This is a genomic window from Lysinibacillus sp. NPDC098008 (assembly GCF_044760715.1).
Taxonomy (GTDB): Bacteria; Bacillota; Bacilli; order Bacillales_A; family Planococcaceae; genus Lysinibacillus.
Genome location: NZ_JBIWBA010000002.1, coordinates 301,128 through 323,864, shown reverse-complemented (window position 1 = coordinate 323,864; position 22,737 = coordinate 301,128). Strand labels below are relative to the sequence as shown.

19 protein-coding genes and 2 pseudogenes are annotated in these 22,737 nt (G+C 37.2%); 13 read left to right on the top strand and 8 right to left on the bottom strand.

The genetic code is table 11. The features are described 5' to 3' along the window. Positions 1-62 precede the first annotated feature (62 nt). The 3 genes from ACIQVU_RS03970 (at position 63) to ACIQVU_RS03960 (ending at position 1,804) form a co-directional block, all read left to right on the top strand. Complete coding sequence (locus ACIQVU_RS03970; protein ID WP_340804536.1) at positions 63-518, top strand: TlpA family protein disulfide reductase; 456 nt, start codon at positions 63-65, stop codon at positions 516-518. A gap of 137 nt (positions 519-655) precedes the next feature. Further along, positions 656-1,318: a potassium channel family protein gene (locus tag ACIQVU_RS03965; protein ID WP_340808528.1), complete on the top strand. Its 663-nt coding sequence runs from the start codon at positions 656-658 to the stop codon at positions 1,316-1,318. A gap of 6 nt (positions 1,319-1,324) precedes the next feature. Further along, positions 1,325-1,804, top strand: coding sequence for a hypothetical protein (locus ACIQVU_RS03960; protein WP_340804537.1), 480 nt, complete (start codon positions 1,325-1,327; stop codon positions 1,802-1,804). A gap of 172 nt (positions 1,805-1,976) precedes the next feature. On the opposite strand, the gene ACIQVU_RS03955 is transcribed toward ACIQVU_RS03960, so the two are convergent. Further along, entirely contained in the window at positions 1,977-2,519 is a 543-nt protein-coding gene (locus tag ACIQVU_RS03955; protein ID WP_402893955.1) for a GNAT family N-acetyltransferase, read from the bottom strand. A 78-nt stretch (positions 2,520-2,597) separates the two neighbouring features. Further along, on the bottom strand, positions 2,598-3,821 hold the full coding sequence (locus ACIQVU_RS03950; RefSeq protein WP_340804540.1) for an MFS transporter: 1,224 nt from the start codon (positions 3,819-3,821) through the stop codon (positions 2,598-2,600). Between the two features lie 372 nt (positions 3,822-4,193). Between ACIQVU_RS03950 and ACIQVU_RS03945 the strand changes: the two genes are divergently transcribed. Continuing rightward, the gene (locus ACIQVU_RS03945; protein ID WP_340804542.1) at positions 4,194-5,762 is read left to right on the top strand and encodes a glycoside hydrolase family 10-like protein; all 1,569 of its coding nucleotides are present in this window, start codon (positions 4,194-4,196) and stop codon (positions 5,760-5,762) included. Between the two features lie 60 nt (positions 5,763-5,822). Here ACIQVU_RS03945 and ACIQVU_RS03940 read toward each other — a convergent pair whose 3' ends face one another. Next, positions 5,823-8,912, bottom strand: coding sequence for an efflux RND transporter permease subunit (locus ACIQVU_RS03940; protein WP_340808529.1), 3,090 nt, complete (start codon positions 8,910-8,912; stop codon positions 5,823-5,825). A gap of 99 nt (positions 8,913-9,011) precedes the next feature. On the opposite strand from ACIQVU_RS03940, the gene ACIQVU_RS03935 reads away from it, so the two are divergent. After that, the gene (locus ACIQVU_RS03935) at positions 9,012-9,845 is read left to right on the top strand and encodes a TetR/AcrR family transcriptional regulator (protein ID WP_402893951.1); all 834 of its coding nucleotides are present in this window, start codon (positions 9,012-9,014) and stop codon (positions 9,843-9,845) included. A 49-nt stretch (positions 9,846-9,894) separates the two neighbouring features. Here ACIQVU_RS03935 and ACIQVU_RS03930 read toward each other — a convergent pair whose 3' ends face one another. The 3 genes from ACIQVU_RS03930 to ACIQVU_RS03920 form a co-directional block, all read right to left on the bottom strand. Then, positions 9,895-10,665, bottom strand: a complete 771-nt coding sequence (locus ACIQVU_RS03930; protein WP_402893948.1) for a serine/threonine protein kinase — start codon at positions 10,663-10,665, stop codon at positions 9,895-9,897. 529 nt (positions 10,666-11,194) lie between these two features. Then, complete coding sequence (rnjA, locus tag ACIQVU_RS03925) at positions 11,195-12,862, bottom strand: ribonuclease J1 (protein ID WP_402893946.1); 1,668 nt, start codon at positions 12,860-12,862, stop codon at positions 11,195-11,197. A 5-nt stretch (positions 12,863-12,867) separates the two neighbouring features. Next, positions 12,868-13,077, bottom strand: a complete 210-nt coding sequence (locus ACIQVU_RS03920) for a DNA-dependent RNA polymerase subunit epsilon (RefSeq protein WP_340804549.1) — start codon at positions 13,075-13,077, stop codon at positions 12,868-12,870. Positions 13,078-13,516: 439 nt separating this feature from the next. Between ACIQVU_RS03920 and ACIQVU_RS03915 the strand changes: the two genes are divergently transcribed. After that, on the top strand, positions 13,517-14,287 hold the full coding sequence (locus tag ACIQVU_RS03915; protein ID WP_340804550.1) for a Cof-type HAD-IIB family hydrolase: 771 nt from the start codon (positions 13,517-13,519) through the stop codon (positions 14,285-14,287). 51 nt (positions 14,288-14,338) lie between these two features. Here the strand turns inward: ACIQVU_RS03915 and ACIQVU_RS03910 are convergent, their stop codons facing one another. After that, positions 14,339-15,106 (bottom strand): DeoR/GlpR family DNA-binding transcription regulator, encoded by a 768-nt coding sequence (locus tag ACIQVU_RS03910; RefSeq protein WP_340804552.1) that lies wholly within the window; start codon positions 15,104-15,106, stop codon positions 14,339-14,341. 151 nt (positions 15,107-15,257) lie between these two features. Here ACIQVU_RS03910 and ACIQVU_RS03905 point away from each other — a divergent pair. The 7 genes and pseudogenes from ACIQVU_RS03905 to phnX all read left to right on the top strand — a co-directional run. Next, a pseudogene (locus tag ACIQVU_RS03905) lies at positions 15,258-15,638 on the top strand (ATP-binding cassette domain-containing protein); the annotation flags it as partial. 246 nt (positions 15,639-15,884) lie between these two features. Next, positions 15,885-17,024 carry an IS110 family RNA-guided transposase gene (locus ACIQVU_RS03900; RefSeq protein WP_402893941.1) on the top strand — a complete coding sequence of 380 codons (1,140 nt, stop codon included), beginning with the start codon at positions 15,885-15,887 and terminating at the stop codon, positions 17,022-17,024. Positions 17,025-17,166: 142 nt separating this feature from the next. Then, positions 17,167-17,547, top strand: a pseudogene (locus ACIQVU_RS03895) (ATP-binding cassette domain-containing protein); the annotation flags it as partial. Continuing rightward, positions 17,540-19,171, top strand: a complete 1,632-nt coding sequence (locus ACIQVU_RS03890; RefSeq protein WP_402893938.1) for an ABC transporter permease — start codon at positions 17,540-17,542, stop codon at positions 19,169-19,171. The pseudogene ACIQVU_RS03895 and the gene ACIQVU_RS03890, both read left to right, overlap by 8 nt. After that, positions 19,168-20,154, top strand: a complete 987-nt coding sequence (locus tag ACIQVU_RS03885) for an extracellular solute-binding protein (RefSeq protein ID WP_402893935.1) — start codon at positions 19,168-19,170, stop codon at positions 20,152-20,154. Before ACIQVU_RS03890 ends, ACIQVU_RS03885 begins: the two co-directional genes overlap by 4 nt. A 13-nt stretch (positions 20,155-20,167) precedes the next feature. Then, a complete protein-coding gene (locus ACIQVU_RS03880; protein WP_402893932.1) occupies positions 20,168-21,259 on the top strand; it encodes a 2-aminoethylphosphonate--pyruvate transaminase in 1,092 nt (363 codons plus the stop codon). Then, the gene (gene phnX, locus ACIQVU_RS03875) at positions 21,259-22,059 is read left to right on the top strand and encodes a phosphonoacetaldehyde hydrolase (RefSeq protein WP_402893929.1); all 801 of its coding nucleotides are present in this window, start codon (positions 21,259-21,261) and stop codon (positions 22,057-22,059) included. The genes ACIQVU_RS03880 and phnX overlap by 1 nt, the downstream gene beginning before the upstream one ends. A 65-nt stretch (positions 22,060-22,124) precedes the next feature. Here phnX and def read toward each other — a convergent pair whose 3' ends face one another. Then, positions 22,125-22,682 (bottom strand): peptide deformylase, encoded by a 558-nt coding sequence (def, locus tag ACIQVU_RS03870; protein ID WP_340804557.1) that lies wholly within the window; start codon positions 22,680-22,682, stop codon positions 22,125-22,127. Between the last annotated feature and the right edge of the window lie 55 nt (positions 22,683-22,737).

Sequence of the window (22,737 nt, the reverse complement as noted above, 5' to 3'; positions counted from 1 at the left end):
GAATTGGGCAAAAAAATAAATGCTATAATTCCAAACTATTAGGATGTTGGAGGAGAATTTTCATGAAACTTCGTGAACAAATGCCTGAACTTGTGGGCGCAACAACTTGGCTAAATGGTGAAGTAACGAAAGCTGATTTAGTAGGTGAAAAACCAACATTAATTCACTTTTGGTCAGTAAGCTGTCATTTATGTAAAGAAGCAATGCCAGATGTAAACAATTTCCGTGACCAATATAAAGATGAACTAAATGTCGTAGCAGTACATATGCCACGTTCTGAGGAAGATACTGATTTAGCTACAATTAAAGCAGTAGCGGCAGAGCATGATATTACACAACCAATCTTTGTAGATAGCGAAATGAAGCTAACAGATGCTTTTGAAAATCAATATGTGCCTGCATATTTTGTCTTCGATAAGGATGGTCAGCTACGTCATATGCAGGCTGGTGGTAGTGGCATGAAAATGCTAGAAAAACGCGTAAATCGCGTACTAGATGAAATGCGTAATGCTGAATAATAAGAAATGTAGAAGGCGGGGATTGAAGTCCTCGTCTTTTTTGTCTTATGTTGACAATAAAGCTGTTGTTTTGACAATACATCTAACAACGAATACGCTACAATGGTGATATAGTCATTTTCGGAGGGATTTTTATGATGAAAAAAGAGTTTGCAGTTATTGGGCTTGGTCGTTTTGGGGGGAGTATTGTTCGCGAATTAATGAGCCAAGGTGCACAAGTAATGGCAATTGACCATTCCTCAGAGCGTGTGGACGAATTTGCCTCCATTGCTACGCAGGCTATTGTTGCAGATTCAACAGATGAATCGGTGCTCAATTCATTAGGTATCCGTAATTTTGAGCATGTGATTGTTGCGATTGGCGAAGATATTCAAGCAAGCATTCTAACAACCATTATTTTAAAAGAAATTGGCGTGGAGCAAATTACGGTTAAGGCACAAAATGATTACCATGAAAAAGTATTGCGTAAAATTGGTGCTGATTTTATCGTCCATCCTGAGCGTGATATGGGTATTCGTATTGCGAATAATATGCTCTCAAATACTGTGCTTGATTATTTAGAGCTATCAGATGAGCATTCTATTATGGAATTAAAGGCAAATGATGCAATCGCAGGCTACTCGATTATAGATTTAGATATTCGAGCAAAATATGGCATTAATATTGTAGGGATAAAGCGTGGCGCAGATATTATTGTATCTCCACAGGCGAGCGATAAAATTTTATTAGGTGATATTATGCTTGTCATTGGAGCAGATGTGGATATTAATCGTTTTGTAAAAAAGGCAATGAATGGGTAATAGCCAATGACAAAACGAAGATGGAAGCTAGTTATATTTGCAAGTATTTTACTAATTGGTGTTTTTACGATGCAGCATAGAGAGAAAAATAAGGAGGAGGCAATCTCCCTTATTTTAGATCATGCTGCAGAAGTGGATACGATTGAATTATTTAAAGATAAGCAGCTATTATTGCTTGCCACGAATGATGAGGCACAAGCATATCTTGAGCAATATCCACTTAGTCATGTAAGGAGCCTATCCAAAAAAGAAAGAACGATTTTTGAAGAGCAGCCTGTCTACCATATTGTTTATAAAATAAATGATAAACCGTTATATGAGGTGGATATTTTAAAAGTTGCAATTAGCTCTGAGCTTGATCAGGAATTGCAGCAAATGGTCTTTACTATTGACAATGAGCAATATTTAATTTATTGGGCTAAAGAGAAAAAAGCACTTGAACAATCCACAAATACACAGCGTTTGCTTGAACAGCATGGTAAATAATAGTAGTGATACAGTATTTGAACTGGTCACTGCTTTTTTTGGGGCGTAATTGCTTGCGGATGTGGTAAATGTGTACGGATATATTGTAGTGAACATTGGCTGTAGAGGCTTTCTTAATAAAAAGGTAAAATCCGCTTAGCATTGTGGATTTTTACCTTTTTAAAAGATGAGTTTATTTGTTATAATCATCGTCTGTGATGGCGTACATCTTGATATTTTGATAATCCCCTTTAACGAACATACTTTTCCGTAGTAGTCCCTCGAAAAGCATTCCCGATTTCTCCATAACCTTTTGAGAGCCGATATTTTCTTCAAAGCATCGTGCTTGAATACGCACCAAGCCCAATTCCTGAAAGCCAAAGTCAATAAGCTTTTTTGTTGCTTCTGTTGTAATACCCTTATTCCAGTAATCCTCAGCAAGCACATAACCAATTTCCCCATATTGATGGTTATCGTTTATAGCGACAAAGTCGATGGTGCCAATTAATGTCCCTTTATACTCAATGCCCCATAGCAAATGATTCCCTTGTTGATAGCCGTCTAAAATAAATGTAATAAAAGCTTTCGTATCTTCTAAGTTTTGATGTGCTTCCCAAGTTACATAGCGCGCTACATTGGCATGAGATGTATAAGCAAACATAGCCTCTACATCCTGCAACGTGACAGGTCTTAATAACAATCTTTCCGTTGTTAAAATAGGGATCAAGCTGTTCAATATTATTCCTCCTTTATAAAAGAGATTAGATGAAAAAGTCGACTCTATTGTATTGGAGTCGACTTTTTGCTACTTAGATTAATTGCTTGTAGACTTACCAGCGTTGATAAGTGCCTTGCTGCCAAGCAAGAAAAACCCTTGGATAAAGAGCAGTATGCCTGTGCCGATTAATAGCCATTCGATAGCAATCATATCAGCTAATGGGCCGAAAATAAGCATTCCTAAAGGCATCATAGAGGTAGAAATCATACTAAGAATACCGAATACTCTTCCTAAATAATCGCTTTCTATTTTTTCCTGTAATAGCACTGTAGCTGGTGTGTTAAAAATTGGCATCGCTAAGCCGGTAATGCCCATAATCACAAGATAAATCCAAAAGCTAGGAATAATCCCTAAAGCTAATGTACAAAGCCCAAATAATAAAGCGGATAATGTCATTGTATGCACTTTATTTTTAAAGCCACCCCATGAAGCAATAGCGATACCTCCGATTAACATACCAACCGCAAATGCCATCTCGATTGCTGTTAAGCGCCAAACATCATCACCAAAGCTACGTGTAACTTGCAATGGCGTTAAAAAAGCTGCTGGAGCTGCAAGCAACATGAAAAAGGCAAAGAATAGAAACAATTGCTTTAAAAAAGCATGCTCCTTAATATAAATAATGCCTTGCTTCATATCGCTGAAATAGCTTGTTGTTTGCGCCTGTGCTGCTTTTGCGTGAACAGGGATATGCAAGAACAGTAAAAAAATTGTAATGGCGATGGCTGCTGTCACAACATCAATAAAGAAGATGGATTCAATCGAAGCCATTGTTAGCAATGCACCACTTGCCATTGGCGCAAGAATCATAATAAACGCTTGAATACTACCGTTTGCACCATTGACCTTCATTAAATGCTCCTCAGGTACAAACTGCGGTAAAATTGCACCGACTGCAGGTGTTTGAATACCTGCACCAACTGCACGAATCGCTGATATTGCAAAGAGCAACCATAGCTCATCATAGCCAATTAAAAAAAGGATGGCTAAAATTAATGTAGATAGGGCAATCATGCCATCTGCTAAAATAATGAGCCATTTGCGGTTATAACGGTCTGCCCAAACACCAGCAATTGGTGCTAAAAAGAAGGTTGGTACAAAGCCACAAATAATCGCAACGGTCATCATAATGCCTGATTGCGTTGTTAATGTAATATGCCATGTAATCGCATATTGTACAAGCGCAGAGCCAAAGAGCGAAATCGTTTGACTGCTTAAAAAAAGAATTGTATTACGTTTCCAATGTTCCAATATTGTCATTCCTTTCTAACAGTTATGCCTGTGTGGAAAGTTGGAAGACAACAAAAAAGAGGGGAATCAAAGCCCCTCTTTCTCTGTATTCCTAAAACAGACAGACTAATCCCAGTTTCTTTGCACAGCAGGCAAAGTGTGTACATATTTAATTCGTAAGGTGAAATCGTAGTCTGATTGAAGCTGTCATCAGGAATACCTCCGTTCTATATAATGTGTGTTGATTGTAGCATAAAGTTTCATAAGCCGTAAAGATTTAACAGTAACTAAAAAATCAATTTGCTAAAATTGGCTAGTAAAATAGTTAGGTGTATTTTGATAGGCTAGCAAGTAGCTATTACTTATCGTATACTAAAATAGAAAATGGTATATGGAGGAAATATGAGAAAACAAAAGAGTACATGGAAATTTGTCACTTTAGTCGCGATGATTTTTGTTTTATGTCTATCGACAATCCCTGCAAAGCCAGCGATGGCAAGCACGCCACAGCCGAAAAGGGAAATGCGCGCTGTCTGGATTTCAACGGTTCATAATATTGATATGAAAGCGGGTATGAATAAGGAGCAATACACAGCTTGGGCACGCAAAACATTGGATCAATTAAAAGCCAATAGGTTAAACACTGTGATTTATCAAGTAAGACCAACAAATGATGCGCTGTATGCGTCTGAGCTGGCTCCATGGTCGTCCTACATAACAGGAAAAAAGCAAGGCACAGACCCTGGCTATGATCCTCTTGCCATTATGGTAGAGGAGGCACATAAGCGAGGTATGGAATTACATGCATGGATGAATCCGTACCGTGTCACAATGCCTAATCAAAAATTAACAGACCTTGCTGCTAACAATGTCGCAAGAAAAAATCCGAACTGGGTTGTCAAATATGGCAGGCAATATTACTTAAATCCTGGTTTACCAGAGGTGCAAGACTATTTAGTTGATACAGTGAGAGAGCTAGTAGCCAATTATGATATTGATGCAGTCCATATGGATGATTATTTTTATCCATATAAAATTGCCAATGAAGCCTTTCCAGATCAGGCAGCGTATAAAAAATATGGTGCTTCCTTTAAAAAGGTGGATGATTGGCGACGAGATAATGTCAATCAGCTCGTAGAAAATCTCTACACAGCTATTAAAGACACAAAGCCATATGTGCAATTTGGTATTTCCCCATTTGGTGTATGGCGTAATAAATCATTGGATAAAACAGGTAGCGATACGCGAGCTGGTGTTAATAATTATGATGATTTATATGCAGATGTAAGGACGTGGATTCGTAATGGCACGATTGATTACATTACACCACAAATTTATTGGTCAAGAACATTAGCTGCTGCTAAATATGGTACGTTATTGAATTGGTGGAGCCATGAGGTACAAACCTATGCAGAGGTACATCCCGTTCAGCTATATATTGGTCTTGCTGACTACAAGGTAGGAAATGACAATGATGCAGCATGGAAAAATAAAATGGAGCTGCCAAGCCAAATACTCGCGAATCGTTCGGAGCAAGTAGCGGCTAAGGGACAGATGCATTTTTCCTTAACAAGTATGCAAAACAATAAACTGGGGTATGCAACAATTGTTAATCAGCAGCTATATAACTATACAGCGCTGACACCAGATACATCTTGGAATGATGCTACAGTACCTGCCAAGCCGACTTTTGTACAAGTGACAAAAGAAAAGACTGGTCGCCAAATTGACATTATAGATGAAAATGAAACACAGCCACGTAAGTATGTTATTTATCGTTTTGCGGGGAACAGTAAAGGTTCTTATGATGCCCCTCAACATATCGTGGATGTTGTTTATAATACGGATGGTGTCACTACATTTGTGGACAAGACTGCTCTTCCTAAACGTAGCTACACATATGGCATTACGGCTATATCTGCTACAGGTGTAGAAAGCAGGGAAGTTTTTGTCGTGAAAGAAGATAAGTAAATAGCTTATAAATAATAAGACAGCCACTCATGCAGTAATTGCATGAGTGGCTGTTTGTTATTAATTTTCTTCTACATCTTTACGGTTTTTCTTTAACATTTTTGATAGCATTTCATAAACAATTGGTACAACAACTAATGTTAATAGTGTTGAAGATAATAAACCACCAATTACAGTAATGGCTAAGTCTTTTGAAATCAGACCACTACCACCAGTACCGAATGCCATTGGAAGCATTGCACCGATTGTTGCAATAGCTGTCATTAGAATTGGACGCAAACGCGTTGCTCCTGCTTCTAAGATTGCCTCACGCATGTTAAGACCGTCATGTTCCATATGGATAATACGGTCAACTAATACAATGGCATTTGTAACAACAATACCAATTAACATTAATAGACCCATCATAACCGATACAGATATTGTTTGACCTGTTATAAATAAACCAACAAAGGCACCGATTACAGCGAATGGTAGTGAGAAGAGAATAGCGAATGGTGCTAAACCTTCACCAAATGTAACAACTAAAATGAAATATACAATCGCAATTGCTGCTAGCATAGCAATACCTAGCTTAGTAAATGTTTCTTGCATATCAGCAGCTACACCTGCAACACCTATTGTCACACCTTTTGGTAAATCTAATTTATCGATTTTTTTATCAGCAGCAGACGTTGCTTTTGAAATATCATCACCGATAATTGTGCCAGATACTGTTGCGAAGTATTCACCTTTTGAACGAGCTAATGAGTTAAGTGTTGTACCTTCCTCAACATCTACTAATTCACCAATTGTCATTGTCGTACCTAATGCTGTTGGCACTTCAGTTGCTAACACATCGTCAAGTGAAGTTGCTGCTGCTTTAGCATCACGTTGCACAATAACATCAATATCTTTACCATCATTTTTCACGGTTGTTAAAACTTCTTGCGTTGCATTTGAATTTAAAGCCATCACAATTTGAGCTGTTGTTAAGCCATATTGTAGGACATTCTTTTGCTCTACTTTTAAGACATGCTCAACATATGGATCTTCGTTATCCGATTTAACATCTTCTAGACCGTCAACATCCTGTAATGCACCTTCTACTTGCGTAACAGCATCTCGAAGTTTATCTAAGTCTTCAGTATATAATGTATAGCTGACTTCATTCGAGGACATACCCATAGATGAGAAGTCTTGAGATTTCCATTCTCCTGATTGCTCAATATTAAATACATAGTCTTCGACTTCTTTACGAGCTTCTGGGAAATCTTCCATATCGGGATCAAAGATTAGGTACATTAATGCACCGCCAGCGCCGCCACCCATCATCATGGCAGATGGATCAACGTTATTAGCATCTGTTATGGAAACTTGTAAAATATCCACATCTTCACGTTTCATTAATTCTTTCTCAACTTTTTCAACATTCGCTGCTGTTTCATCTGCAAGCTCACCTGTTGCAGGCGTATATGTTAAGTACATAACTTTTTCTTCTTGTGAGCCCATAAAGCTAAAACCAATTAATGGCGTTAAGGCGATAGAACCAACAAGTAATAAAATCGCAATAGCGGATGTAATAATTTTATGATTTAAAGCCTTTTCTAAAACGCCTCTGTACCAAGTAGCAAGCTTACCAACTTCTTTATGCTGGCTTTCTTGCTTCTCGCCGTATAATTTTTTACGGAATAAGAAGTGAGATAGGGCAGGTACAATTGTAATAGCTACAATTAATGATGCACCGAGCGCAAATGTCATTGTTAAGGCAAATGGCATAAATAACTCGCCAACCATACCACCTACAAAAATCAGGGGTGCAAATACAGCGACTGTTACTAATGTAGACGAAAGAATTGGTTTAAACATTTCAATCGTTGCTTCACGAATAAGAGCACGACCCGTTAATTTTTCTTGCTTTAAATGGATGCGTCGATAAATATTTTCCACAACAACAATAGAGTCATCAATAACACGACCAATGGCTACAGTAATGGCACCAAGCGTCATAATATTTAATGTAATGTCCATCCAGTTTAAAAGCAGCAATGCCATAAAGACAGAAACTGGGATAGAGATAATCGAAATAATTGTTGATTTGAAATCACGTAAGAATAATAAAATGATTAATACGGCAATTGCGCCACCAAATACTGCCTTTTCAATCATTGTGAAAACAGAATCTTCGATTGGAGCACCTTGGTCAAGAGAAATATCTACCTTTAAACCGTCTAATCGTTTTTCTTCATCCTTTATTAAATCTTTTACAGCATTTACAACTGTTACGGTATTCGCATCTTGCCCTTTGACGATTTGAATGGCAATCGCATCTTTACCATTTGTGCGTGATACCGATTGTACTTTACCTTCCACTTCAATTGTGGCAATATCACCTAGACGAACAAATGGTGAAGGATTGGTAGCTGAAGGTGTAACTGGAATTAATAATTCTTTTAATTCATCCACTGATTGTACTTTACCATCTACTGAAACAGCCTGCTCACCAACAGTAAACTGATATAAACCAAGTGATAAAGACATATCACTTGCCTGAATCATTTGTTTCACTGTGTCCTCTGTTAAACCAAGTGATGCCATTTTTTCTTCATCATATTTAAACGATACTTGTTCAATATGCTGACCAGTGATCGTGGCAGAGGCAACACCATCAATTTTCTCGATTTTTGGAAGTAAAATATCCTCTACTGTAGATGTGAGGTCTACGATATCCTCCTCTGAACTACTTACAGATAGAGCTACAACTGGCATCATATTCATGCTAATTGCCATAATTGTTGGCTCTTGTGCACCTTCAGGTAATGTTAGATTATCTAAAGCTGCCTCTAACTGACGCTTTTTCTCATCCATATCAATGCCGTAGTCATATTCAACCTGTACTTGTGCTACGTTTGAAGAGGATGTTGAATAAACAGCCTTGACATCTTCTAAGCTTTCTATAGACTTTTCAAATGGGATAGAAAGTTCATCCATTACTTGCTCAGGCGTTGCGCCGGGGTATACACCCATAACAATTAAATAAGGAATTGAAATATCGGGTATTGATTCCATTTTCATTCTTGTACCCGAGTAAATACCAGAAACAGTAATAATAATGGTTAATAACCATACTGCCAATTTGTTTTTCAATACGAAATTAACTAAACCTTTCACCTTTACACCTACCCTTAATTGACTATCTAAACTCAATTATTTATAATAATGACTAATCGGTCATTTGTCAACGAAATGCATTAGGAGAGAATAAAAAATATGTTGAAAAAGCAATTAATTATGGAGAAAGCATTGGAGCTTTTTTCGGAACAAGGATTTGAAGCTACTTCTGTACAGCAAATTACAGAACGTTGTGGTATTTCAAAGGGTGCATTTTATTTGTCCTTCAAAACAAAAGACGAGCTGATGATGTCAATGGTGGACTACTACTTACAACAATTTATCATAGATGTTGACCGAGTAGTCAAATGTGTGTCCAACAAAGAAATAATGCTGGTGGAATTTTACAAAAGTATTTTTCAAGCCTTTAAGGAGCATTCAGCATCAGCGCGTGTATTTCTAAATGAGAAGGTCTTTTTAGTAAAAAAAGAGCTATTTCATAAAATAACAGCCTATGAAGCAGAAATGTCGAAATCGATTATTTATATGCTTGAGAAGCTTTATGGAGATACGCTACAGGACACGAAATATGATGTGATGTATTGTATCAAAGGCTTTATGAAAAGCTATGCTGAGCTTTTTATTTTTTCAGATATGCCTCTTGATTTAGAGCAATTAGCAAAATCTTTAGCAGAAAAGACGGATATTATTGCACGTCATACAACGATTCCTTTTATTACAGAAGAATTTGTAGCATTGATTGCAAAGCCATATGAGCAAGAGCTGACAAAGGATACTTTACTGCAATTAATGGAGCAGCATATGGATACTACGGAGGATTCTATTGAAAGAGAATCCCTGGAGCTTTTAAAGCAGCAAGTAGAAAACCAAACTTATCATAAAGCGATTATTAAAGGGCTAATTGAAAATCTACGTATGGACCCAGCCTACAACTGGATCGCTTATGTAAGTGCAAAATACTTTCAAATTTAAGTGGTAACATAGAATTGTTCACGGATGATGTGTGAACAATTCTATTTTTTTAGTGTGGTATGGATTGAAAAGCTTCAAGTGTACTTGTGAAAGGCTCTTGAATCCATAGTAAGCGCTCAAGAAAATTTTGAACATCCATCGGTAAATGTAATTCATGTTGCCAAGCCTGTTCTTTTTGACTGCGTGGCTCATAGTTGGAATACAGTAAAAACAATAAAAAATGACCAATAAAGTAAAGATCACTAATATGATTGGGTGCTTGTTTAGGGTTGTCAATTGTCGCAAGATCAATATTGGGTTTGAAAGTGGTAGCAAGACCAAAATCAATAATATGTAATTGCTGATTGACGAGTAAAATATTAGGGATGCGTAAATCTCGATGTACAATACCATGCTTGTGTATAGCAATAATTTGCGCTAAAAGCTGTTTAGTAATAGCAAGTGACTGAGCAACTGTAAACTTTGCGCCATCTTGAAAAATAAGCTGTTCAAAGGTTTGCCCATTAATATAGTCCATAATATAGAAGGGAATACCCTGAATCGCGCCCGTTGTATGAATAGACGGAACATAGGGCAGTGGTAATTGTTGTAATATATGAATTTCCTGCTTAAATTTATCAATCGTTTTCTGATGGCGACGATGCTTGGGACGCAAGCATTTTAACACATATTGCTGCTTAGAAGAGCTTGCTTCAATTAAATAAGCACGACCATATGAGCCATAGCCAAGAAATGTTTGAAAAGTGAAGTGTGGATGTTCGGCGATAAACTGCTCTACAGCTAAATCAAAGCTTTTCTCGGATAAATGCTTCCACCACATTAGCTGCTAAAGAAGCTTCTTGAGCTGAAAAAGCTGCGTGAGCTTTTGCGTGAGCGACGCTTATAATGCTTATGCCCGTAATAATTATGACGCTTAGAATATCTGTGACGACTGCTCGATGAGGAATAGCGGCGTTTCGATTTTCGATTGAGCAAGGAATGAAGGATTTTATCTAACATAAAAACGCTCCTTTTAAAGTTGTTATTACTATATACGTAAAACTAAAAAGGAGGTTTCAAAAATCAATGAGTTATATTCAATTTTGTTTATGGGGTTTTAGCACTTTGTGAAAATTTTTGAATAGCAAATGGTTAAATATTAGAGGATTGTGTAAGGCAATGAAGGAGCCTGATTGGAGATAGATATAAAAGCCATTGCTCTACATGCCTGATTTTGAACGAGTGTCTTTTCTGATTGGAAGATTGGCTTATACAATGTCGAAATATAAAATCAAACAGTAGGAAAATAAAAGAAGCTATCTGAGCAATGATGTTAACATAACTGTTCAGATAGCTTCTCTGTTAGCATATTAAATTTCCATAATGATTGGTAAAATCATTGGTCGACGTTTTGTTTTTTCAAATAAATATGGACCTAAAACATCTGTAATTTCATTTTTTAGCTCTGTCCATTGAGGTGTTTTCGTTTGGATGGTTTCATTTAGATGACGATTCAGCATTTTTTGTGCTTCATTAATCATCGTGCCTGACTCACGCATATAGACAAAACCACGTGAAATAATATCAGGACCTGAAACAATTTTTGGATTTTCCATATCAACACTTACAACAACAATTACTAAGCCTTCTTCAGAAAGAATGCGGCGATCACGTAATACAATATTGCCGATATCGCCAATACCGTTACCGTCAATATAGACATCACCAGATGGAATGCGGCCAGCTACATGTGCTTCATTGGCACTTAATGCTAAGACATCACCGTTTTCCATCACAAATGTGTTGTCAATTGGTACATCGCAATCCTCTGCTAAATGTGTATGCATTTTTAACATACGGAATTCACCATGGATAGGCATAAAGAATTTAGGCTTCATTAAACGAAGCATTAATTTTTGTTCTTCTTGTGAGCCGTGTCCAGATGTATGGATATTATTTAATGCACCATGGATGACTTCGGCACCAGCACGGAACAATAGGTTAATAATTTTATTAACACTTACTGTATTACCTGGAACTGGTGATGAAGAAAAGACAACTGTATCGCCAGGCTGAATTTGAATTTGACGATGTGTACCATTGGCAATACGTGATAGGGCAGCCATCGGTTCACCTTGTGAGCCTGTACATAAAATCATTACTTCATTTGCAGGTAGACGATTAATGCTTTGGGCATCGATAAATGTATCCTTAGGGGCTGTAATATAACCGAGCTCACGACCAATCGTGATAGCATTATCCATGGAACGCCCAAAGACAGCGATTTTTCTACCGTATTTTACAGCAGCATCTGTTGCTTGCTGTAAACGATGAATATTTGACGCAAATGTTGCGAAAATAATACGGCTATCGACCTTGCGGAATATTTCATCAATACTCTTACCAACAGTACGTTCTGACATTGTGAAATTAGGTTTTTCAGCATTTGTACTATCTGATAGTAAGCATAGTACACCATCACGACCAATCTCAGCCATTTTTGTCAGGTTGGCTGGCTCGCCTACAGGTGTAAAATCAAATTTAAAGTCACCTGTGTGAACAATATTACCTGGTGGTGTTTTTACAACAATTCCATATGCATCTGGGATACTATGTGTTGTTCTAAAGAAGCTAACAGATGTTTTTCTAAATTTAATCACATCGTCTTCTTTAATTTCAATAAGCTTTGTTGTACGTAATAGGCCATGTTCTTCTAATTTATTACGCAGTAAGCCAAGTGCAAGCTTACCGCCATAGACAGGAATATTTACTTGACGTAAAAGGTAGGGAATACCACCGATATGATCCTCATGTCCATGTGTAATAAATAGCCCTTTGATTTTATCGACATTGCGTACTAAATACGTATAATCTGGAATAACATAATCAATGCCGAGTAAATCGTCTTCAGGGAATTTTATACCAGCGTCAATTAAAACAATTTCATCTTGGAATTGAACGCCATAAGTATTTTTGCCGATTTCGCCCAGTCCGCCGAGCGCGAAAACAGCTGCTTGGTCATTTTTAACAAACTTCATGTTTGTTAAATTTCCTCCAAGACGAAGTTCGGGCTTGCTTGTTCGTACTGTAAATAGTTACCTTCAAGCAGTTGAATGAACTCGATATTGTAGTTACGGTCTTTTAGCTTTTGACGTACTTCGCGTTCTGAAGCAGCTTCAAGGTATAGACTTTTAGTGTTTTCGCGAACTGGAATTTCATTTGCATTTTCTTGATAATAAACTTTGTAAATCATAGTTTGCTCTCCTTTAATTGCGTACAATTTTCTTGCACCTTTGACTACTACCACACACATGCTACAAGAAAACAACGAATTTCTAGTCAGTTCATGAAATGTACGTTTGTAATCCTTGTATCTCAATGCTTCAACTGTGCACTATGGTTAAAAATTTAGATAGGAAGTAGTGAGCTAGTGGTTGTGTATAGCCAAATAAATGCATTTCCTTTATATTATCATGCAGTTCCTCTAAAATAAAGAAAAGCCCTTCATTATTTGAAGGGCAAATGTTAGGCAATTGACTTTTTTCCGAGTATGCCGCGAAGTTGCTTCAACAGTTTCCGTTTTAGTTTCTTCATCATGGCACATCACTCCTTAGGATCATTATAATAGAATTTGCACTCTATGTAAAGTCATTTACCTTGAATGAATAATATTTATAGAGAGGGAGCGTAAAATGAATAAAATTTTATTTTTTGATGTAGATGGTACGCTTTATAATAGCGAAAAAAAATTACCTGCATCCGCAAAAGAGGCACTTTTTGCAGCACGTCAGAATGGCTATGAGCTAGCCATTGCTACAGGACGTGCGCCATTTATGATTGAATCACTACTAGAAGAGCTAGCGATCAATACATATGTAACCTTCAATGGACAGTATGTTGTCTATAAAGGGGAGGTCATCTATACAAATGGTATTGAAAGAGAAGAGCTAGCGAAAATTATTGCCTTTGGCGAAGCACGTAATGAGCCTGTTGTATTTTTAGATGATAAACGGATGATTGCTTCTGTTGGTGATCATTATCAAGTAGCAGAAAGTTTAAATACGTTGAAATACCCTTATCCAGAATTGGACTCGTCTTATTATATGCATCATAATGTCTATCAAACACTGATCTTTATGGAAGAAAAGGATGAACCTTTATACTGTGAAACATTCCCGAATGTTCAATTTGTGCGCTGGCATCGTTATTCTTGCGATATTTTGCCAAAGGGTGGCTCTAAGGCAGCAGGTATTGGGAAGGTGCTTGAAAAAATGGGTAGTACATTTAAGGATGCTATAGCTTTTGGTGATGGTATCAATGATATTGAAATGCTACAAGCAGTTGGGACAGGCGTTGCCATGGGGAATGGTCATGAACGGGTGAAGAAGGTTGCGCACCATATTGCTGATCATGTAGATAAGGATGGGCTTGCCAAAATAATGCGTGAGCTAGCTATTATATAAGAAGCAAAGAAGCAACTAGTTGGAAGGTAGTTCGACTAGTTGCTTCTTTATTTATTGATGATTGTCAGCAGTGTTGGCAAGCTTTATTTGTATATTATTATCTGCAAAGTATTGCACTGTTTCCTTAGCCAAAGAGTCATCTGTAATAAGAAGGTCTATATCATTGATAGAGCATACTTGTATAGCTACATCTTTATTAAACTTAGAGGAATCGGCAGCTATATAAACGGCTTGTGAGATAGCAATAATTTGTTTTCTCGTCATTGCCTCTTCTAAATTAAAATCTGAAATACCTTTTTTTAGTGAAACACCACTAGCACAAATAAATGCCTTATTAATATTAAGATGATCAAAGCGGAAGAGAAAATCATTAGATGTAACGGATTTTTCAGAATGACGAACTTTTCCACCAATAAGAATAACCTCAATAGTAGAACCAATAAGGTCAAAGGCTACAGGTAACGAGTTTGTGATGACAGTTAATTTTTCCTTTTCCAATAAAAATGGTGTCATTTGATATGTAGTCGTTCCGCTATCAATAAAAATACATTCACCATCTTGCACAAGTGAAGCACAAGCTTTGGCGATAGCAGTTTTCTCTGTTAACCGTTCATGTAGCCGTTGATCAATAATTCCTTCTACAGGTTCAATGTATTTTACGCCTCCATAAAACTTCTCAATTTTATTATCCTGTATAAGCTGCTGAATATCACGGCGAATGGTTTCCATCGAAACATTAAATTCCTTTGTCAATGTAACTAATTTCACGACCTTATGCTGCCGTATAAACTGTAAAATATGTTGTTGCCTCTCTACCATATACATATTATCACCTCTACTAAATATTTACTCAAAGTAGTCATAACTTTGTCAATAGTTAGTTATAATTTAATCAAGATTTACATAAAACCGCATTTTCCTTTACAAATTGTCACTATACTAAGAGTAAGAACTGAGAGAGGTGAACAATTTGCTAGCGTTAAAAAATATCTCAAAAAGCTATAAAAACAAGAAAGTTTTAACAGATATCAATATAACGATCGAATCAGGTGAAATCATTTCGTTATTAGGACCAAGTGGTTGTGGTAAAACAACTTTGCTCAATATTATTTTAGGGCTTACAGATCAAACAACTGGACAGCTTATTTACAATGACCAAGATATAACACAACAATCGATGCAAGAGCGAGGATTTAATATTGTATTTCAGGATTTTGCATTATTTCCTCATTTAAATGCCTATGACAATATCGTTTATGGCTTGAAAAATAAAAGTGTGCAAATGTCTAAAGAGGAGATACAAGAATATATTGAGTTTTTAGAGCTGACACCACATCTACATAAAACAATCATGAGCTTTCTTCTCCCAACCCTGGCATGAAAATAAGTTCTTCCTGTCCATAATGGTAGGGACACAAACAGGATGTAAGACGCGGCTTTTTTTGGTGGCTTAGACCCTGGGCATAAAACTGTTTGAGTGAATTTGGTGTTCAACCCTTTGTTAGCTCCACTTGATAGTAGGATGACTACGTACAGAAAAATGCTTATTTTCAAGTTCACTCACTGTTTGTGATCTTTATTGTTTGGAGTGATTTTTATGGAGGTATTTATTAAGAATTGTGCAGGCTTAGATGTGCATTCTGAGACAATTGTTGCTTGCGTTTTAAAAGGGAGACACGAAAACGAAGTATATCAAGAAACAGAAACTTTCCCTACGCTCACGAAAGATTTGTTTCGTCTATTGAAATGGTTAGAAAGCCATGAAGTTACACATATTGCGATGGAGAGTACGGGTGTGTATTGGAAACCTGTATTTAATATTTTGGAGGACTTTTTTGATATTACACTTGCGAATGCCCAACGAATCAAAAACGTTCCTGGTAGAAAAACAGACGTTTCAGATGCAGAATGGATTGCGAAGTTATTACGTCATGGCTTGATTGAAAAGAGTTTTGTTCCACCCGTGGAGATTCGAGAACTCAGAGATTTAACAAGACTTCGGAAAAAGTGGATTGGTCATTTAACTTCTGAAAAGAATCGCATTCAAAAAGTATTAGAAAGTTCAAATGTCAAACTAAGTACTGTGATTTCAGATGTATTTGGCGTATCCGGGCGTAAATTACTAAATCGATTAATTGAACAAGGTTATGTAGATGAAGCCGATGTCGAAAAGAATATTCATGGAAGGTTAGCCCCTAAAAAACAATTGATTACCGATTCTTTATTTGGAACACTCAATGAACATCAAATATTTCTTATTCGCCAATCTTGGCGACACATTGAATATTTGGAGTCATTGGTTTTAGAAATTGAAGAACGGATTAATCAACTATTACAAAATTATCATGAAGAACTTCAATTATTAATGACAATTCCAGGTATAAAAAAAGATACTGCCGCAGTTATCATTGCAGAAATCGGTGTAAACATGAATCAGTTTCCCACATCACAACACCTTGCTTCATGGGCAGGCGTATCTCCTGGTAATCATGAGAGTGCAGGAAAAAGAAAAAGTATGCGTTCTATTAAGGGAAATCCACACATTAAATCGGCCATGTGTGAGGCAGCTTGGGCAGTTTCAAGAAGTCGAAATCGTTGGTTAGCGAACAAATATTGGTCACTCGCAGCACGAAGAGGCAAGAAAAAAGCACTCGTTGCGATTTCGCATCGAATGCTTCGGATTATTTACTCCATGCTACTGAACAAGGAGCCATATAAAGAACCACAATTGGTTTAGTTTAACCAAAAACCAAAAGTTATAAACCAAGATACCTTCCGACAGGTACCTTTGCTTTCTCATTGGCTTTTTTCGTTATTTATAGAATGACCTAGTCCACTTAATAATATTCAAAAAACAAAGGCATTATTTATTTTCACAGAAAAAGGTTCATGAATTATCAGGTGGTCAAAAGCAACGTGTTTCGATTGCTCGGACACTTGTGATGCAGCCTAAAATATTATTGCTAGATGAACCATTAAGCGCGCTCGATGGTGTCATTAAGGAATCTATAAAGGAACGTATTAAATCCATTGCACGTGAATTTAATTTAACAACGATTATTGTGACACATGATCCAGAGGAAGCATTAACGCTATCAGACAAAGTGCTAATCATTAATGAAGGAACAGTGGCACAATTTGGGACACCACAAGAAATTATTACTGCTCCAAAAAATCAATTTATTGAGGACTTTATTTTAAAGCAACTTCATATTAAGCGACATAATATCTATCACTTGTTTGGAGAAACATATGCTTAAAACAAATAACATCATGAAATTAATTTTTCTGCCAATTTTACTATTTTTTCTATTCTTTTTAATAATGCCATTGCTGTATATGTTTTGGCAGTCTTTCAAAGTTGGCAATACGGTTACACTTCAAAATTATCTAGATGCTTTGAAAAATATCGAAATTCGTGAAGCTTTTTTTAATAGCTTTAAAGTTTCCTTTGGTGCATCGATACTCACAACGATTTTAGCCTTTTTATTGGCTTATTCTGTGCATTTTACAACAATGCATCGTCAGACAAAAAGGCTTGTACAAATAGGGATTACGCTGCCGATGTTACTGCCAACGATTACCTATGGCTTTGTATTGATTTATACATTTGGTAATCAAGGAATTGTTACGAGATTATTGGGACAACCGCTCTTTACGATTTATGGCTATAACGGTTTGATGATAGGTTATGTCTTATATACAATGCCTGTTGCGTTTATTTTAATGCAAAATTCTATGCAATATATTGATAAACGATTTTTACTTGTTTCGATGCTAATGCATGACACTGCATTACGTCGCTTCTATCATACGATATTTCGTCCAATGATAGGGACGATTGGTGGGGCTTTTATTTTAACATTTATTTTAAGCTTCACAGATTTTGGAATACCTGCATCCGTTGGTGGAAATTATCGAGTCATTGCTACAGAACTTTATCAAGCAATGCTTGGCTCGATTGTTCATTTTGAGCGTGGTGCAGTAATTTCTGTATTTATGTTAATACCAGCTGTACTAGGGGTTATGATGCTAACATTTTTAGAGCGCTTTAATTTCCAATATAAACAGGTTGGACAAAGTGAGCTTGTTCAGCATCGTCTACGCGATGGGCTCTTTACGATGTATGCCATAGTTTGTGTTGGTATTATCCTGATTATTTTTTCAACGATGTTTCTTGTGCCATTTACAAAAGGATACCCCTATGATTTCGGCTTTACATTAGAGCATGTTCAAAATGTACTGGCAGAGAGAGATTTAACAAAGGTTTATATGAATTCACTTCTTGTAGCGATGCTAACAGCCGTATTTGGGGTCGTTATTACATTTATGTCAGCATTGCTTAATGCACGAACACCGCTTAAAGGGAGAAAAGGCTTAGATATTGCATCTATGATTACCAATACAGTGCCGGGAATGGTGCTTGGTCTATCCTATTTATTTTTCTTTAACGGTAGTTCATTGAAGGGGACATTTCTGATTATTATTGCATGTAATATTATGCACTTTTTTACAACACCCTATTTAATGGCAAAAAATTCATTACAGAAGATGGACCCTACATGGGAAGTAACAGCAGCGCTATTGAAAGATTCTTGGTTAAAAACGGTTGTACGGATTATTCTACCAAATATTAAGTCAACTATTTATCAAATGTTTAGTTACTATTTTTTAAATGCAATGGTGACGGTAAGTGGCGTTATTTTCCTTGTGAGTACAAAGACAATGCTTGTATCAACGCGGATAAAAGAGCTTCAGCATTTCGCAAAATATACCGATATTTTTGTACTTTCTATTTTTATTTTATGTACAAACCTCATTGTGAAATTAGGTTGTGATTATATAGCAACACGCAAAGAAAAAGTGAAGGAGATATCAAAATGAAAAATTCAAAATGGATGATGTTTGGGACAATGAGTGTGGCAGTGGTGGCTTTAGTTGCCTGTGGAGGAGCAGAAGCAGGTTCTAGTGAGCAAGTCATTATTTATTCGAATGCGGATGATGAAGCCGTTGAGGTAATGGAGTCTACATTAGATGACAAGGGTTATAAGGGAAAGTATGTAATTCAATCCTTTGGGACATCTGAGCTAGGTGGCAAAATGATGGTTGAAGGAACAGATATTGAAGCAGATGTCGTGACAATGGCTTCATATTTTATAGAGAGTGCTCAAGCTTCTAAATCCATGTTTGTGGATATTGCTTCAGATGCTAAGCCGTTGGACGATGGTGTTACATACGCACTGCCAATTCTCGGGAATGTTGGTGCAATCTTTGTCAATACGGATGTATTAGAGCAAAAAGGATTAGCTGTACCAAAAACAATTAAAGATTTAACAGACCCTGCTTATAAGGATTTAGTGTCATTCCCAAACATTATGGATTCCTCAACGGCTTGGCTTTTAGTACAGGCAATTATTAGTGAGTATGGTGAGGAAGAAGGTCAAAAGGTTTTAGCGGACTTAATTAAAAATGCAGGTCCACATATTGAAAGCTCTGGTTCAGGTCCTATTAAAAAGGTGAAAACAGGTGAGGTTGCAGTTGGCTTCGGCTTACGTATTCAAGCCATTGATGCTAAAAAAGAAGGCTTACCAATTGATTATATTGACCCAACAGAAGGGAACTTTACATTAACAGAGTCTGTAGCTGTTGTAGATAAAGAGGGCGACGAGGCATTGGCGATTGAAATTGCAAAAGTTATTGCAACAGAGGCGCGCAGTGGTCTTTTGGAGCAATATCCAATAGCGCTGTATGAAGGAGAGCAGGTGCAGGATGAGCATGTGCCAGCTTATTTAAAAAAATGGGATACAGCTTTAACAGTCGATTTATTAGAAAAACACCAAGCATTCTTTAAGGAAGCGCAACGATAAGGAGTGATCGAGCATGAGTAACTATAAATTATTAACACCAGGCCCACTAACAACAACAGTGACAGTGAAGCAGGAAATGCTAGAGGATCGCTGTACATGGGATGATGACTATAAAAATATTACACAGCATATTCGTCAGCAGCTACTAGCTTTAGCACATGTGGACGAGGCTGATTATACAACGGTGCTGATGCAAGGAAGCGGCAGCTTTGTAGTGGAATCCGTGCTAACAACAGCTATCAGTGATGAGGATAAAATACTGATATTAACAAATGGCGCTTATGGTGAGCGTATTGTTGAAATGGCTCAAGCATTAAAATTGCAGCATATTGTCTATAGTGTTCCTTACAACAAGCAACCATCAGCATTGGAAGTACAAGCCTTCCTTGAAAAGGATGCAAGCATTACACATGTTGCTGGTATACATTGTGAAACAACGACTGGTATTTTAAATCCAATTAAAGAAATAGGAGAAGTTGTTCATTCGTTTCATAAAACATTTATTGTAGATGCAATGAGTAGCTTTGGTGGTGTGCCAATGAATATAGCAGACCTGCACATTGATTTTTGTATTAGCAGTGCAAATAAATGTATTCAAGGTGTACCGGGCTTTGGCTTTGTCATTGCTAAAATAGAGGCATTACAGCAATGTAAAGGTCACGCTCGTAGTGTTGCATTGGATTTATATAGCCAATGGGAAGTAATGCAAAAGGATGGTAAATGGCGTTTTACCTCACCTACACATGTTGTAGCGGCTTTTGCTAAAGCAATGGAGGAACTTCGTGAAGAAGGTGGAATTGAAGCACGCTTTAAGCGATATGCGCATAATAATGCGTTGCTACGTTCTCGCTTGGCGGCGCTTGGATTTACACCATATATTTCAGAAGCGTTACAATCACCCATTATTACAACCTTCTTATTCCCAGATAAGACGTTCTCCTTTGAGCATTTTTATCAGGAAATGAAAAAGGCAGGCTTTGTCATCTATCCAGGTAAGCTAACGGATGTGGATACATTCCGAATTGGTAATATTGGCGATGTGCATGAGGAAGATATGCTTGCATTATGTGAGGTCGTTGAAAACTATATGGCGGTGAAAAAATAATGAAGATTGATACAGTGATTTTTGATTGGGCTGGTACAACAGTAGACTTTGGCTGCTTTGCTCCTGTAAATGTTTTTCTAACGGTTTTTGAAGCTGCTGGTGTAACGGTAACGCTTGAAGAGGCTCGTCAACCAATGGGCATGTTAAAAATTGATCATATTCGTACAATGCTAGAAATGCCAAGAATCAGTGAGGAATGGCAACGAGTGCATGGTCGCTCCTTTACAGAAGACGATGTACAAGCATTATACAAGCAATTTGAGTCAAAGCTAATGGAATCTTTAGCAACCTACACAGACCCGATTCCATATGTAATAGAAACTGTACAGCAATTGCGAGAAGCGGGTATTCGTATCGGCTCCACAACAGGCTATACAGATTCTATGATGGAAGTCGTTACAAAACATGCAGCTGCTAAAGGCTATCAACCTGATTTTCTTGTGACACCAACGCAGGTGGGTGATAAAGGACGACCATATCCATATATGATATTTAAAAATATGGAGGCATTAGGCTCAGCAACAACAAAGCAAGTTGTCAAAGTTGGTGATACAACCTCAGATATAAAGGAAGCCTTACATGCAGGTGTTTGGGCAGTAGGTGTGATTGTTGGCAGCTCTGAGATGGGTCTTTCTCAAGGGGAGTTTTATGCGTTAAGTGCTGGGGAGCAACAGCAAATTATTGAAAAAACAAAACGTATATTTGAGGAAGCGGGCGCTCATTATACAATTGAAACAATGCAGGAACTACCAGCGTTGATGGATAGAATGGCTGGATTGACGGATAGAGCATTTGAATAGACGGATAGCTTGCATAAAATGATGGATAGATCACAAAAAAACTTGGCAGTTGCCAAGTTTTTTGTTTAGTCACGCTCATAAGGGATGGAATTTGGGATTTCTACAAATGGATTTTTTTCATTAATACGATCATAAAACATAATGCCATTCAAATGATCTAACTCATGCTGAAAGGCGATAGCAGGCAATCCTTTTAGACGCATCTTCTTCTCTTCACCGTCGATTGTTTTAAATTTTACTGTAATGCGAGCATGACGTGGCACATACCCAGGGACATTGCGATCAACAGAAAGACAGCCCTCCCCTGCTGTTAAGTATGTGCTTTCAACTGAATGGCTTACAATTTTAGGATTGATCGCAACAAAGCTTAATTGCTCACCATTTTCATCTTGTAAATGAAGTGCAAACATACGATGTAAACTATTTACTTGATTAGCTGCTAATCCTATACCATTGCGCAAATTATATTTCTCTGCCATTTCAGGGTCTTGGCTATTGATTAGATATTGAAGCATATCCTTTGCAAGCTGTTTTATTTCATCTGTTAGTGGGAATTTAACCTCTTCCGTTTTCATGCGTAAAGTCGGATGACCTTCGCGAACAATATCATCCATTAAAATCATAATAGTAATCTTCCTTTCAACTTTGTAGTGCCTTATCTATAAGTATACATCACGT